We start from the raw sequence: 14,334 nt of genomic DNA, 5'->3' as shown, positions 1-14,334 counted from the left end.
AACTTACCGGGATGCGATGCATACGCTTTGCAGCTTACTCCTCGTCATCCTTTTTGCGTTTTTTGGTCAGACCCAGAACCGCACCTGCAGCCAGCAGGAATGCGCCCAGCCCGCCCACGGCAGCGCCGCGGGAACCGCTGGTGTTCGGCAGCGCGCCCAGGGGCACGTTGTCGTCCAGGATGGTGTACAGGCCTCTTCTGGTGCGGCTCTTGCCTTTCGGCAGTGCGCCCATCGGCACGTCGTCGTCAATGATGGTCACCGGACGGCTCGGTCCGGGCCCTGCAGGCACCCGGTCGTCGGGGATGACCACCGGGGGAATGTAGGGCGACGTGGGAGGCTCTTCGACCGGAGTATAGGTTCTTGCTTCAGCATAGTAGCTGATCACCACACGATAGCTGTAGCCCTCCTCATACTTAAATGCCCCATTGTTAACGGTAACCTCTTCTTCCGCTGCTTTAAACTCATTATTCAGCAGCATAGCAACCCGAGCAAGCGCCACTTTGTCTCCGCTCACTGCTGCCTGAGCCATCTCAAGAGCAGTCTCGGCTTCATTGCGGGCGACAAGCGCAGTATTGTACTGATCCAGCAGGAGCCTGGCTGCGCTCACACGAGCCTTGGCATCAGCGGTTCTTGTATTCAGATTCACATCCGCCTGATCCCAAAGCATTTGTGCCTGATAGGTCGGGTTCTGCTGGAAAGCAGCTTTCGCTTCAAGATAAGTCTGCTCTGCCGCTTTTGCCTCCTCCTCAGAGGGCTCCTCGGGGGAGGAAATAGACATCTGCGCCTGTAACTCCTGATTGCGTTTTTCCAAAGCCGCCTTTTCATTCTCGAATGCAGCGATTGCTTCATCAGCAGCCCGGTTGGCGTTCTGCGCGCTTGTCAGTGTATCGTCCGCCGCTTTTTTGTCTGCCAAGGCGGCATCCACCACCTGCTGCGCCGTATCTCGCTCTTCTTCCGTCGCACTCTCGGGCAGGTTTGCCTGTGCGGCCAAAGCATCCTGATAGGCTTTTCCCGCGCGTTCCGCTTCGGTCAGCAGAGGGGCTTCATCGACTTTTTTGGTCGTCTCGGCCCCGATCAAACCGGGAAGTTCCGCCAAACGGATATCATTGGCTGCTTTTTCACTTGCCAGCGCCTGATAGGCATCATATGCCTCTTTGGCTGCATCATACTTGGCCTTGGCTGCATTGTATGCCGTTTCAGCTTCTGCCATGGCACCTTTCAATACTTCGATCTCAGGGGTATCGGCCGGACGCTCACCCAGCGCTTCACGCTCCTGAACCAGTGCCTCGACTTCTTTCTCGGCTGCCGCCTTATCTGCCTGCGCCGTATTTGACTCGATATCACCTTCCTCGTTCAAGGTGATACCTGCCGCTGCAACGGCCGCTTCATAGTTTTTGACCGCCTGCTCATAGGCCTCTTGTGCCTGCGTCAGGTTTGCCTGCAGCTGCTCCTCAGTGAGATCGCCCTCAACAAGTTCTTTCTGCATGCGATAGACCTTATAGCCTGTGACATTGTATCCTGTGCCATTATAGGTCTGCTGATACAGACCAGATACCGCTACATTGCCGTAAGCTCTGATCTCACTGCCCGGGCCGGTCTCGCCGGTCTCGGTACCGATCAGCTGATCGTCGTGATAGTTGTTCTTGGTGTAACTGTGTGCGACATTCAAATCACCCGACTGAGCAACCTTACTGCGGTAGTAGACCTTGACGGTATCTCCCTCAGAAACCACAACGGGATAAGCCGAGGGTTCACCCGTCAGGTAATACCGGTCTGTACCCAAATACTGCAAGTAGTCATCGATGCCCTTTACCGAGCCGTCAGCCAGATGGACAACGACTTCTTCACGCGTGATATTCGCCGTGGACTGACCCGCCCAAATGGTTTTTTCCAGACCAGCCGCGGAGTCTCTTAACGCCTCATCCACATAGAACTCAACGTTGTAGTGCAGGCCAGCCGTAATATCGGTCTGCGGACCATACCAAACCTTAACGACATTCGCGCCCAAATCGGTACCGACTTTCAAGGGCAGGTTTTCAGTGCTCACCCGCATATAACCGGGCTTCAGCGCATTGCTGTCCGCCACATCATTGACCTCGGTACCAAAAACAACATTCGCCTCGCTCTGATAGGTGTCAAAGGGGGTATTGGTACCGGTGTAGTAGTACTCGACTTTGTAGGAGAGGTCTGTGCGGATGGTATAAGTGAGGGTGATGACTGTGCCGCTAGGGATCCGATCACCTTCTTGCGCACTTGAGTCGATGCCGGCAAATTTATATCCATCATAGTTTTTCTGTGCCAGAGAACCGGCCTCAATCTCAATGGTCGGGTTCTGCTCGTTGATCCACGCAGTGCCGGTATATTCCTGGCTATCGCGGATCTCGCCCTCCACCTTGTGCTGCACCGTGTAGCTCGTCGGCTGTGTCTGACTGTTGTCGGCTACATAGAACACCTTGATCACGTTCTCGCCCTTGCCGCCATTGGAATAGCTCGCGGGAATTGTCACGGGATCTGTGGGGGCGTCTGCCAGCTTATAGCCGGCATATTTATCGCCGGGCATGTTCACACTTACAGGCAAACTACCGTTTACCCACACAGCCTTTTCAGTCTCCACGTCATCTCCGACCACATGGCTGCCGTCCTGGTAATATTCAACCGTGTAGCCCACGGTCTTTGTCTGCTCATCGTCCCTCACATAGTTCAGAACGATAACCGCGCCGCTGGCGACAGAATCCCCCTCTTTGGTCTCCGGGGTCATACTGTCAAACCTGTAGCCCGTGTAGGTCTTCTGCGCCAAAGAACCGTCCTTGACCACGATAGTCGGGTTCTCATCGTTGATCCACGCGGTGCCCTCGTAGCCCCTGGTGTCCGCAGTCTGCTCCACACCCTCGATCGTGTGTTTCACAGTGTAGGCCGTTTTCTGCGTCTGCTCATCGTCCCTCACATAGTTCAGAACGATAACCGTGCCGCTGGCGACAGAATCCCCCTCTTTGGCCTCCGGGGTCATCTTTTCGAACTTGTAGCCCGTGTAGGTCTTCTCTGCCAGAGAACCGGCCTTGACCACGATAGTCGGGTTCTTTTCATTGATCCACGCGGTGCCCTCGTAGTTTCTGGTGTCTGCGGTCTGCTCCACACCCTCGATCGTGTGCTTCACAGTGTAGGCCGTTTTCTGCGTCTGCTTGTCGTCTTTTACATACGTCAGAGTGATGACCGTGCCGCTGGCAATCTTGTCGCCCTCTTTGGACTCTGTGTCGATACTGATGAACTTGTAGCCCGTGTAGGTCTTCTCTGCCAGGGAACCGGCCTCGATCTTAATGGTCGGATTCTCTTCATTGATCCACGCAGTGCCGGTATATTTCTGGCTATCGCGGATCTCGCCCTCCACCTTGTGCTGCACCGTGTAGCTCGTCGGCTGTGTCTGGCCATCGTCTTTTACATACGTCAGAGTGATGACCGTGCCGCTGGCAATCTTGTCGCCCTCTTTGGACTCTGTGTCGATACTGATGAACTTGTAGCCCGTGTAGGTCTTCTCTGCCAGAGAACCGGCCTCGATCTTAATGGTCGGGTTCTCCTCATTGACCCACGCAGTGCCGGTATATTTCTGGCTATCGCGGATCTCGCCCTCCACCTTGTGCTGCACCGTATAGCTCGTCGGCTGCGTCTGTTTATCGTCCCTCACATAGTTCAGAACGATAACCGTGCCGCTGGCAACAGAATCCCCCTCTTTGGTCTCCGGGGTCATCTTTTCGAACTTGTAGCCCGTGTAGGTCTTCTGCGCCAGAGAACCGTCCTTGACCACGATGGTCGGGTTCTTTTCGTTGATCCACGCAGTGCCCTCGTAGCCCCTGGTGTCCGCGGTCTGCTCCACACCCTCGATCGTGTGCTTTACAGTGTAGGCTGTTTTCTGCGTCTGCCCGTCGTCCCTTACATAGTTCAGAACGATAACCGTACCGCTGACGACAGAATCCCCCTCTTTGGTCTCCGGGGTCATGCTGTCAAACCTGTAGCCCGTGTAGGTCTTCTCTGCCAGAGAACCGGCCTTGACCACGATGGTCGGGTTCTCTTCGTTGATCCACGCGGTGTCCTCGTAGTTCCTGGTGTCCGCGGTCTGCTCCACACCCTCGATCGTGTGTTTCACAGTGTAGGTCGTCTTCTGCGTCTGCTTATCGTCCCTCACATAGTTCAAAACGATAACCGCGCCGCTGGCGACAGAATCCCCCTCTTTGGTCTCCGGGGTCATGCTGTCAAACCTGTAGCCCGTGTAGGTCTTCTGCGCCAGAGAACCGTCCTTGACCACGATGGTCGGGTTCTTTTCATTGATCCACGCAGTGCCGGTATAGTCCTGACTATCGCGGATCTTACCCTCCACCTTGTGCTGCACCGTATAGCTCGTCGGCTGTGTCTGCTTATCGTCCCTCACATAGTTCAAAACGATAACCGCGCCGCTGGCTACAGAATCCCCCTCTTTGGTCTCCGGGGTCATCTTTTCGAACTTGTAGCCCTGATACTTGTTGGGGGTTAGTGTTCCCTCCTGAACCCTGATAGTCGGGTTCTTTTCATTGATCCACGCGGTGTCCTCGTAGTTTCTGGTGTCCGCGGTCTGCTCCGCACCCTCGATCGTGTGTTTCACAGTGTAGGTCGTCGGCTGCGTCTGGCTGTCGTCCCTCACATAGTTCAGAACAATAACCGTGCCGCTGGCGACAGAATCCCCCTCTTTGGTCTCCGGGGTCATGCTGTCAAACCTGTAGCCCGTGTAGGTCTTCTGCGCCAGAGAACCGGTCTCGATCTTAATGGTCGGGTTCTTTTCGTTGATCCACGCAGTGCCCTCGTAGCTCCTGGTGTCCGCGGTCTGCTCCACACCCTCGATCGTGTGTTTCACAGTGTAGGTCGTCTTCTGCGTCTGCTTATCGTCTTTTACATACGTCAGAGTGATGACCGTGCCGCTGGCAATCTCGTCGCCCTCTTTGGACTCTGTGTCGATACTGATGAACTTGTAGCCCGTGTAGGTCTTCTCTGCCAGGGAGCCGGCCTCGATCTTAATGGTCGGGTTCTCTTCATTGATCCACGCAGTGCCGGTATATTTCTGGCTATCGCGGATCTCGCCCTCCACCTTGTGCTGCACCGTGTAGCTCGTCGGCTGCGTCTGGCCATCATCTTTTACATACGTCAGAGTGATGACCGTGCCGCTGGCAATTTTGTCGCCCTCTTTGGACTCTGTGTCGATACTGATGAACTTGTAGCCCGTGTAGGTCTTCTCTGCCAGAGAACCGGCCTTGACCACGATGGTCGGGTTCTCCTCGTTGATCCACGCAGTGCCGGTATATTTCTGGCTATCGCGGATCTCGCCCTCCACCTTGTGCTGCACCGTATAGCTCGTCGGCTGCGTCTGTTTATCGTCCCTCACATAGTTCAGAACAATAACCGTGCCGCTGGCGACAGAATCCCCCTCTTTGGCCGCCGGGGTCATCTTTTCGAACTTGTAGCCTGTGTAGGTCTTCTGCGCCAGAGAACCGTCCTTGACCACGATGGTCGGGTTCTTTTCATTGATCCACGCGGTGTCCTCGTAGTTTCTGGTGTCCGCGGTCTGCTCCACACCCTCGATCGTGTGTTTCACAGTGTAGGTCGTTTTCTGCGTCTGCCCGTCGTCTTTTGTATAGATGAAGACGATCTTATTGACGCCGGTCGCCATCGTTACGGTTTTGGTCTCCTGATCCACCTTATAACCCTTGATGTCAACCGCGTTTTCGGTATAGGTCTTGCCGAATGTCTTGCCCGTTTCCGTCTTGGAGGGGTACAGCACCGAGCCGGTCTCGCTGTCCTCGCGGTATTCCACCGTATAGCTCAGATCGGTGCGGGGAGTATACTCAAACCGAATGACCGCGTCCTGCGCAGGCATGGTTGCAGTGATGACGCCGGCTGTTTTATCAACGATCTCCGTTTTATTGGAGGGCGTCATGACGATGTTCGTGAGGATATAACCGTCTTTGTCTGCTTTGGTCTCATGGACAGCGGCTCCAAACAGAGTCTCTACCGCATCTTTCGAAGTTACCTTCATCTCGCTGCCATCAGCGGCGAAATACACATGTTCAACGGTCAGTGCAAAATTTTTGTTGTTGGTAAATGTCCCGCGGGCGCCGTCGCCCGCCACGACCGTGCCGGCCATGGTTTCAGTCAAATCGGCATAATCTCCCGTATCGGTCTCAGAGACCACATAGCGGGTCCCCACGGGCACCTGAGCGACCTGAACGGTCTGGCCCGCCTTGACTTCCACCTTAAAGGAGTACCCACCCAGCAAAGAGCTTTTCAGCACCTGCGTGTGCTCGGCGCCGCCCACCACATACTTGATGGTCTCACCGTTGAGGTCATACTTCTCGTTGGCCAGTTCTATCTTGAACGTAAATGCCGTCGCGCCGTCCGCGGGCAGGCCGGCAGCCAATGTCTTGGCAAAGCTGAAACCGCCGCGCTTGACGCCGTAAACATATTCGATCTTGGTCTGGCCAGCTACGACGTCCAGGATCCCCGTCCCCTTGCTGGAAGACGCTTCTTTCAACCACTCTTCAAATTCTTCCGGGGTGAGTTCCTGTGTGTCCGCACCTTCGCCGCGGGTGACGTTCACCTGCTTCAGCTCATAATCAGCGGGCAGATTGTCTACAATCTTTCCCGCAGACCGTACCGTGTCGAACTCGTTGGTGAATTCCCCTGTGCCCACAAGCGCGGGACCATCGGTCTGCTCATGCAAGACCGCCCCATCCGGCAGGCCGCTGGCGGTCACCAGCAGGGTGCCGGTGGCATAGGCCACCTGCGGCACATTGAAGTTTATATCGTGACTTTTGCCGTCCTTATCTTTATAGGACAAACTTGTGGTGCCGTTCAAGGGCACATACTGGCCGGCCTTGTCAAGATTGTTCAGTTTTACCCGGTAAGTGATGGTGTACTCCTCGCCCTTTTTCAGATAGGAGCCGGTATACCATTCCAGAATACCGTCCTTGAAACTGTACGACGGCTGCTGGCCGGCGGGCAGCGCTTCGCCGTCGTCCCCGTACAACACGGAGGGGCTGATGGCTACGCTCTGCTCTTCCAGGTCCACGTCTTCACCCATCCGGTCGGTCACGACGCCGTTGTTCACCAGCTGGGTGATCTTGGAGACGAATTTCATGAACTCGCCGCTGAGCTCTTCACTGCTGGCCTCTACGGAACAGCCCGGGCTGGCAAGCTGCGGGAAGAATTTTTTTGCACTGCTGTTCGTGATATCCACCGATACCGCGTACAGTGAGAAGTTCGAATTCGCGGCGTGGGCGTTCTTTACCGTCCCCGCCTGTTTCAGCGCCGCATCAGCGGCGTCTGAACAATAATCGCTGTGCTTTGTACACCAATAACCGATCGTGCCGTTTTTATTATAGGTGGTGGGGCCGCCGTCGCTGACGAGCAGCAGATTCTGCGGCTTAGTATTGTCTGCGGTGAACAGGCGATCGGCATGAGACAGCGCCTGCTGGATGTTGGTGCCGCCGCTTTTCCCATAAATCGGACGGTCGCTGCCGCCGCTTTTGGGCAAGGGGGACCATCTCGTATCAATGAGGCCGAGAAGTGTGTTCAGCGCGGTCTGATCCTGTACCAGCTCGCCGTCCTGTTCTTTCATCAGATCGACCCAGCCGGAAGTCAGCTCCTGCGAATTACCAGCAAATTGAAGGATGCGGATACGCGCGTCGACTTTGTTGTCGTACAGCTTGCGCAGCAGCTCTTTCATTGCCGCGCGGGCGCGCACGATGCGGTCAACTTTGCTTTGTCCGGTGCCTACAACTTCAAACTTGCAGGTCTGGCCCGCGATATTCACGTCCGGGCTCGACCATCTCCAGCCGCTCCAGCTGGGGCTGCCGTCGTTTTCCCATCCTACGAAAGCCCAATAAGTCTGGGTGCCGCTGCGGGTGCGCGTGGCGGTGTAGGTGCTCTGCACATGGCCGTCCTCGCACTGATAGGTGACCTTTTGGGTCTCGGTCTCGGTGAAAGTGCGCTTCAGCGCGCCCCTCTCCCAATAGTTGTCGCCGGTCTTTGTCGAGGTGGTCGTGTTCACCGACCTCTGGATCGTCTTGCCGCACTCCCTGCGCGCGGTGACCGTAACCTGCTCCCACATACTGGCAGAGGCGTCCAGGGCAAAGACCAGCTCCATCGGCTCACGCTGCAGCGCAGTGCCGCCGCCGGTGAGCTTAAGGGTGACCTCGTACTCGTCAAGGCCCACCTGCACGGCGTCCTTGCTCAGGGTGATACCGTCTTTGGTGACGCTTGCGCCGTTATAGACACCGGGCACCGCAGCCTCACCGCTGTCGTTTGGCGCGACCGCGCTGAACAGGTTCAGCGGCAGGCAGGTCGCCAGCATGACAAGCGCCAACAGCGTACTTAAAAATTTTTTCTTCATTTCTTCAACCCTTTCCTCACTTAACTCATATAGGGTGTTGATCTATCTGAACCGGCCTCCGGGCCGGGGATGCTGGGGGTCTGCCGCTTCAGGGCGCGGCCTGGGCCGGTGTGTCCTGATCCATGCTGAGGCTTTCGTCCATGAGGCGGATCAGCTCCAGCGTGCTGCGGAAATGCCTTGTCTCGTTTTTTTCGGCCCAGGTCACGGTGCCCTGCCAGGTGGCGTTCTGCCGGAACTGGACCTGCACCACGAAAGTGGCCTTTTCGCCCCGCTTTTCTTTGAAGATCTCGTCGCTCATGTACCTCTTCACCTCTTTCTGCCGTTTGCGGTATCTGTCCCGGCCGCGCTCTTCCTGCCGCCAGCTGCGGCAGCAGAACGCGGGCTGCGGAAAGGACAGATCGTCGTAGAGCTCTTCCATGCCGCCGAGCAGCTGCAGCACGCTTTCAAACCGCACCGCCTGGGGCTGATAGGGATTGTACCATCTGCCGCCCAGCTCTTCATCCCGCAGGGCGTCGACACAGATCAGCACGCGGGTGGCGCCGTTGGGTATGATGAGGGCCTTGCCGCCCGTGCCCGCCATGCACATCCCGCCTTTCTGTTCTGTGATCGGATCGCCGGCCAAAAGAGGACACTGCGCCCACCCGGCCGGTTTTATCATTGTCATTATCTCACCCGGCAGTCACCGAACGGTCACCGTCTTTTGTTTTTTTGTCACAATTTTTTTAATCGCTTCCGCCCGCGCGCGACCTGAGGCCTATTGGCGGCTCTGCGGGAAAAAAAGCCGCGGCGCGGCAGCTTACACGCAGCCCGCAGACGGCGGCGGGCTGCGGCAAATGCCCTGTTTCGCCTCAGCTTCCCCTGCGGCGCAGGTTCAAAGGCAGGTCCAGCGTTTTCCGCCCCCGTGGCCCGCCCTTTCTTTCTTAAAAAATCATATTTCGAGATTTTTGTGACCTGTTTTAAGACCGTTTTCTCCCCGGTCTGCAAAAACACAAAAAAGGACGGGCACTTTTGTGCCCGTCCTTTGGGGACGCATTACACGCCGGCTCACCACTCGTCCACCGGGATAAGGGGCTGCAGGTTGCGCACCAGCGCCGCCTTGCGGGAGTGGTAGACGCGTTTGAAATTTTTTTCAATGCGGGTGAGCACGATCTGCCCGTCCTCGTAGGTGATGGGCGAGAGCAGCAGCACATACTGGCTGGCGCTGCAGCGGGAAAACACGTCGCCGCGGCGCAGGCTGTCCATGATGCAGCGGTAAAGCGCCTCCATGCCGCGCTCCAGCACGTCCCGGGCAGGCTCGCCGCCCTCCGGCGCGCTCAGGCCCAGCAGGCCCAGATAGGTGGAAGACCCATGCCTGCCCGCCGCCCGCGCCTCGATGCGGTAAAGGTTTTTAAAAACTTCGTACTCACAGTAGAAAGCGCCGTTGATGCTGGCCGGGTCCTCCCGCATATCCTCGCGCAGCACGTCAAGATCGGTGCGGGCGGTCTTGACGGTCCTGGCGATCTGCTGGTACAGGGCCCTCAGCTCCTCCGACAGGCCCACCCCCATCTCCCGGTAGAACAGGTCGCTGACATAATTGTAATAGTTGAGCGCCTGCGCCTGTTTGCCCTGCCCCATCAGGCTGAGCAATATGTATTTGTGGGGCGCCTCCTCAAATTTGTCGATGCCCGCGGCGCTGTTCGCCACCTCGTACATGGCCTCATAATCCTCCGTGGCCTCGTACAGCTCCAGCAGGCTCTGCACGCTTTTGAAATAAAGCGTGTGATAATGCCTGCTCAGCGGGATGACCCAGGACATGAAACAGGCGGCGGGCAGAAAATCGCCCTTGTACAGGTCCACCGCCTGGCGGTAAAGGGCGATGCGCTGCGCCTGCGGCAGCGAGGGCGCGGCCGCGCGGGCACAGCAGTCCTCAAAGATCTCGGTGTCCACCTGACAGGGCAGGTCGTTGTTCCAGGCATAAACGCCGCCCGACAGACGGATGACGTCTTTGGCATAAGGCGCGCCCGCCCTGGCAAAAGCGGTGCGGATGCGGTAGACCCGGTTTTTCAGCGCGCTGGCCGGGTCCCCGGTGCCCTCCTCCCACATGGCGTCGATGATCTCCTCCTGCGAGAGGGTCTTGTGCCGGAAGGCGACCAGGTATTGCAGCAGGTTCCAGATCTGGTTGGCACGGGCGCCGCCGCCGCTGACGACCGCGTCTCCCACTTTCACCTGGAACTCGCCCAGCATGGCGATATGGATACAGGGTTGCTGCAACCGTCCCACCCCCCTTTCTGTCGGTCTCAAAAAAATGGTCTGCAGAAAATTTTGGTTTTGCTCTGATTTTATTTCGCTATTTACAAGTATAGCAAATAGGCGGTAAAATAGAAAGCGCCAACTATTTCAAAGTTTGGATGAAAATAAAATTATTCTTTTGTGCATTTTACCTGATTCTAATTGCTTTTCCATCACTTTTTTGTTGTTTTGCAAAATTCAACCCGATATTTTATGACTTTTCAAATTTGAACTTCAAAGACAGAGAAATTTTAAACAGAAAGAGGCAGAGAGACAGGGCATGGAACATCCTCAAAAAAAACACCGCCTTACCCCGCGCGGGCTGCTGTCGCTTGTGCTGATCCTGGCGGGCGCGGCGCTGCTGCTGTATTACGTCGGGGTCAACTGGGTGCCCAAATGGTACCGCGAGTGGACCTACCGGGAGAACCTGGACATGTCGCTGCCCACGGTGGAGGATCTTTCGCTGACCGCAGACAGCGGTTTTGTGGAGGACAACTACAATCGCTACACCTATCCCACCGACAGCTTTTTTCTCACCAACGAGCGCAAGGCGTACAAAAACGGGCAGCTGGTGCTGCGGGTGCCCCGGCTGGCCTATGAGGGCGAGGTGCTGAGCGGCACCACCGAGGGGGTGCTCAAATACGGCGTGGGGCTGTACAACTACAGCGCTTTGCCCAGCTACGGCAACCCCAACGTCTGTATTGCCGGGCACCGGGGCGTCTATGGGGCCGAATTCTATAACATCGATAAATTTCAGGAGGGCGACCTGCTGTATCTGGAATACAACGGCTACCTGTTCACCTATCAGTATATGGAGACGGTGACCGTGCCGGTAGACGACTGGAGCATGATGTACTGCACCAACTACAGCGCCATCACCCTTTCCAGCTGCCAGATGGAGGGGGACACCGAGCGGGTCTGTGTGCGCGGCAAGCTGCTGCGGGCCGACCCGCTCGAGCCGGAGGACGGCGACGGCTCGTCCTCTTCCTCCAGCTCTTCCGGGGGCTGAACGGCTTCAAAGCCGGCACCGGGCGCGGGCGACCGCCCAGGGGGGAACACAGGTGGTCTGTCTCCCGCGGCCAGAACAGCATTGTCCGTGAAGATAAAGTCCAGGTTTTCTTTGACAGATCGATAAACGGTTTGATTTTTTTGTTGCCATTTTTTAAAATTGATGTAGACTAAAAAGTAGATCGCCGCCGCGGGCGGGCCCTTGGGGCGCGCCTGCCGGGGCGGCCCCGCCCTTTGCCCGGCGCTTTACGCCGGCCGGTCCGCCCTTATCCGGCGGGCCGGCCAGGCCGGATAAGGGCTGCGCAGACACGATGTTGCAAAAATTTTCGGCCCGCGGCAAGGAGGTGGCGTCCGTGCGGGAAACACTGCGGCGCGCGCTGGCGCTGCTGCTCTCTCTTTTACTCGCCTCGGCGCTGTACGGCTGCGGCGGGGACCCCGTGCCGGTGTCCTCTTCGCCGGTGCCGGGCGCGGCGAGCCCGGCCCAGCCCCCGGCGGCCACCGCCACCCCTGCCCCGACGCCGGAGCCCACCCCCGTGCGGGACAGCACCCCCCAGGTGCTGGAACCCTCCGCCCTCGGGACCGAGGCCTACGGCAACGCCTCGGTGACCATCGATTGCTCCAACCTGGCGGACGGTTACTTTATGGCCAACTATGCAGGCGCCAGCCCCAAGGTGCGCATGCTGGTGGACGGCCCGGACGGCGTGCAGTACAAGTTTGCCCTGAACGGCGGCTGGGAGGTGTTCCCGCTGTCGGCCGGGGCGGGCAGCTATCAGATCAACGTCTACGAGAGCGCCGGCGGCAACGAGTATTATCCGCTTTACGGCGTCACCGTCAGCGCGCCGGTGAAAGACGAGTTCACCACCTTTCTGCGGCCCAATCAGTTCGTGCGCTACGATGCGGACACCGGGGCGGTGGCCACTGCGGCCGAACTGGCCCAGGGGGCCGAGACCGACCTTGAAGTGGTGGACCGGGTGTACAACTACGTGATGGAGCATGTGGACTATGACTACGACAAGGCGGCGGTCGCCTCCCGCGGGTCGGTGCAGAATTTTCTGCCCGATGTGGACGAAACGCTGGCCAGCGGCGGCGGCATCTGCTTTGACTACGCGGCCGTGATGGCCACGATGCTGCGCACCCAGCGCATCCCGACCCGCCTGGACATCGGCTGGGCCGGGGATATCTACCACGCCTGGGTCAGCGTCTACGTGGACGACGTGGGGTGGATCAACGGCATCATCCGCTTTGACGGCCACGAGTGGAAGCGGATGGACCCCACCTTTGCGGACAACGGCAATCAGGAACAGTGGATCATGGATTTCATCGCAGCCGACAGCAACTACAACGTGCTGCTGGTGTACTGAAGCGGCTGGACCGCCGCCGGGCGATCATGGCCCCCGCGGCAGCAGAGTGCCGAAAACCGGGCTGCGCGCAGCCCCGGCGGCGCGGCCGTTCCCTTTTCTGCGGTTCTCTGCGATCATTCGCGACAAGCTGTAAACTTTTGATCTTTTCAAGCAAACCTGTGGACAGGAGGAGGATACGATGGCGGCAACACCAAAGACAAAGCGGCTCACCGACGGCGAGCTGTCGGTCTTCTGCGCCCAGATCGCCATGCTTCTGCGCTCCGGCATCTCGGTGACCGAGGGGCTGGGCATCATGGTGGAGGACACCGAAAATGCGGAGGGGCGCGCCATCCTGCAGACGGCGCTGGACCACTGCGAGCTGGGCGAGCCTTTGACCGCCGGGCTGGCTGCCAGCGGGGCGTTTCCCCGCTATCTGCTGGACATGGCGGCGATCGGCGAGGAGACGGGCCGGCTGGACGAGGTCATGGACGCCCTGGCCGCCTATTATGAACGGGAAGAAGCCCTGCACGAGGCCGTGCGCAGCGCGGTGCGCTACCCGCTGGTCATGATCGTGATGATGGTGGTGGTGCTGGGCGTGCTGCTGGTCAAGGTGCTGCCAGTGTTCAACGAGGTCTTTCTTCAGCTGGGCGCCGAGATGAGCGGCATCTCCCTCTCCATCCTGCACGTGGGGCAGGCGCTGTCCCGCTATTCCGTGGTGCTGGTGGTGATCGCCGCCGCTGTGGCTGCTTTCTGCCTGTGGTGCTCCAAAACCGCGGCCGGCCGCGCCTTTAAGGCAAAGCATTTCGGCGCCCGGGTCTTTGGCAGCCGCAAGCTGGCGGCCAAGATCGGCAGCGCCCGTTTTGCCAGCGGCATGTCGCTGATGCTGGCAAGCGGGCTGGACACCGACAAGAGCCTGGCCATGGTGGGCCGTCTGGTGGACAATCCCCAGGTGCAGCAGAAGATCGTCCGCTGCCAGAAGCTGATCGAAGAGGACGGCCTGAATTTCGGCGACGCCCTGGTGGGGTCCGAGCTGTTCAGCGGCGTCTACGCGCGGATGGTGACGGTCGGCTTTAAGACCGGCAGCGCCGACGCGGTGATGAAAAAGCTGGCCGACCGCTATCAGGACGAGGTGGACGCCGAGGTGACCCGTCTGGTCTCGCTGGTAGAGCCCACGCTGGTGGCCGTCTTTTCGGTGCTGGTGGGCTTTATCCTGCTGTCGGTGATGCTGCCGCTGATGGGCATCATGTCCTCTATCGGCTGAGCGGCCGAGCCTGTTTCTGCGGCGGCCTGACCGCCGCCCCGAACGCC

6 protein-coding genes are annotated in these 14,334 nt (G+C 58.3%); 3 read left to right on the top strand and 3 right to left on the bottom strand.

From position 1 onward, the window contains the following. Positions 1-34 precede the first annotated feature (34 nt). The 3 genes from H8S23_RS06565 to H8S23_RS06555 all read right to left on the bottom strand — a co-directional run bounded on the left by H8S23_RS06565 (position 35) and on the right by H8S23_RS06555 (position 10,660). On the bottom strand, positions 35-8,410 hold the full coding sequence (locus H8S23_RS06565) for a hypothetical protein (RefSeq protein ID WP_186887530.1): 8,376 nt from the start codon (positions 8,408-8,410) through the stop codon (positions 35-37). An 88-nt stretch (positions 8,411-8,498) separates the two neighbouring features. Continuing rightward, positions 8,499-8,990: a hypothetical protein gene (locus H8S23_RS06560; protein ID WP_186887529.1), complete on the bottom strand. Its 492-nt coding sequence runs from the start codon at positions 8,988-8,990 to the stop codon at positions 8,499-8,501. 464 nt (positions 8,991-9,454) lie between these two features. After that, positions 9,455-10,660 carry an AfsR/SARP family transcriptional regulator gene (locus H8S23_RS06555; RefSeq protein WP_186887528.1) on the bottom strand — a complete coding sequence of 402 codons (1,206 nt, stop codon included), beginning with the start codon at positions 10,658-10,660 and terminating at the stop codon, positions 9,455-9,457. 298 nt (positions 10,661-10,958) lie between these two features. Between H8S23_RS06555 and H8S23_RS06550 the strand changes: the two genes are divergently transcribed. The 3 genes from H8S23_RS06550 to H8S23_RS06540 all read left to right on the top strand — a co-directional run bounded on the left by H8S23_RS06550 (position 10,959) and on the right by H8S23_RS06540 (position 14,287). Further along, positions 10,959-11,687 (top strand): sortase, encoded by a 729-nt coding sequence (locus H8S23_RS06550; protein ID WP_186887527.1) that lies wholly within the window; start codon positions 10,959-10,961, stop codon positions 11,685-11,687. Between the two features lie 352 nt (positions 11,688-12,039). Continuing rightward, a complete protein-coding gene (locus tag H8S23_RS06545) occupies positions 12,040-13,047 on the top strand; it encodes a transglutaminase domain-containing protein (protein ID WP_186887526.1) in 1,008 nt (335 codons plus the stop codon). A gap of 178 nt (positions 13,048-13,225) precedes the next feature. Further along, positions 13,226-14,287 (top strand): type II secretion system F family protein, encoded by a 1,062-nt coding sequence (locus H8S23_RS06540; protein WP_186887525.1) that lies wholly within the window; start codon positions 13,226-13,228, stop codon positions 14,285-14,287. The last annotated feature ends 47 nt before the right edge of the window (positions 14,288-14,334 follow it).

Origin of the sequence: Anaerofilum hominis, assembly GCF_014287275.1 — a bacterium.
GTDB lineage: Bacteria > Bacillota > Clostridia > Oscillospirales > Ruminococcaceae > Pygmaiobacter > Pygmaiobacter hominis.
The sequence above is the reverse complement of the archived record's forward strand: the minus strand, read 5'-3'. Positions and strand labels throughout refer to the sequence as shown.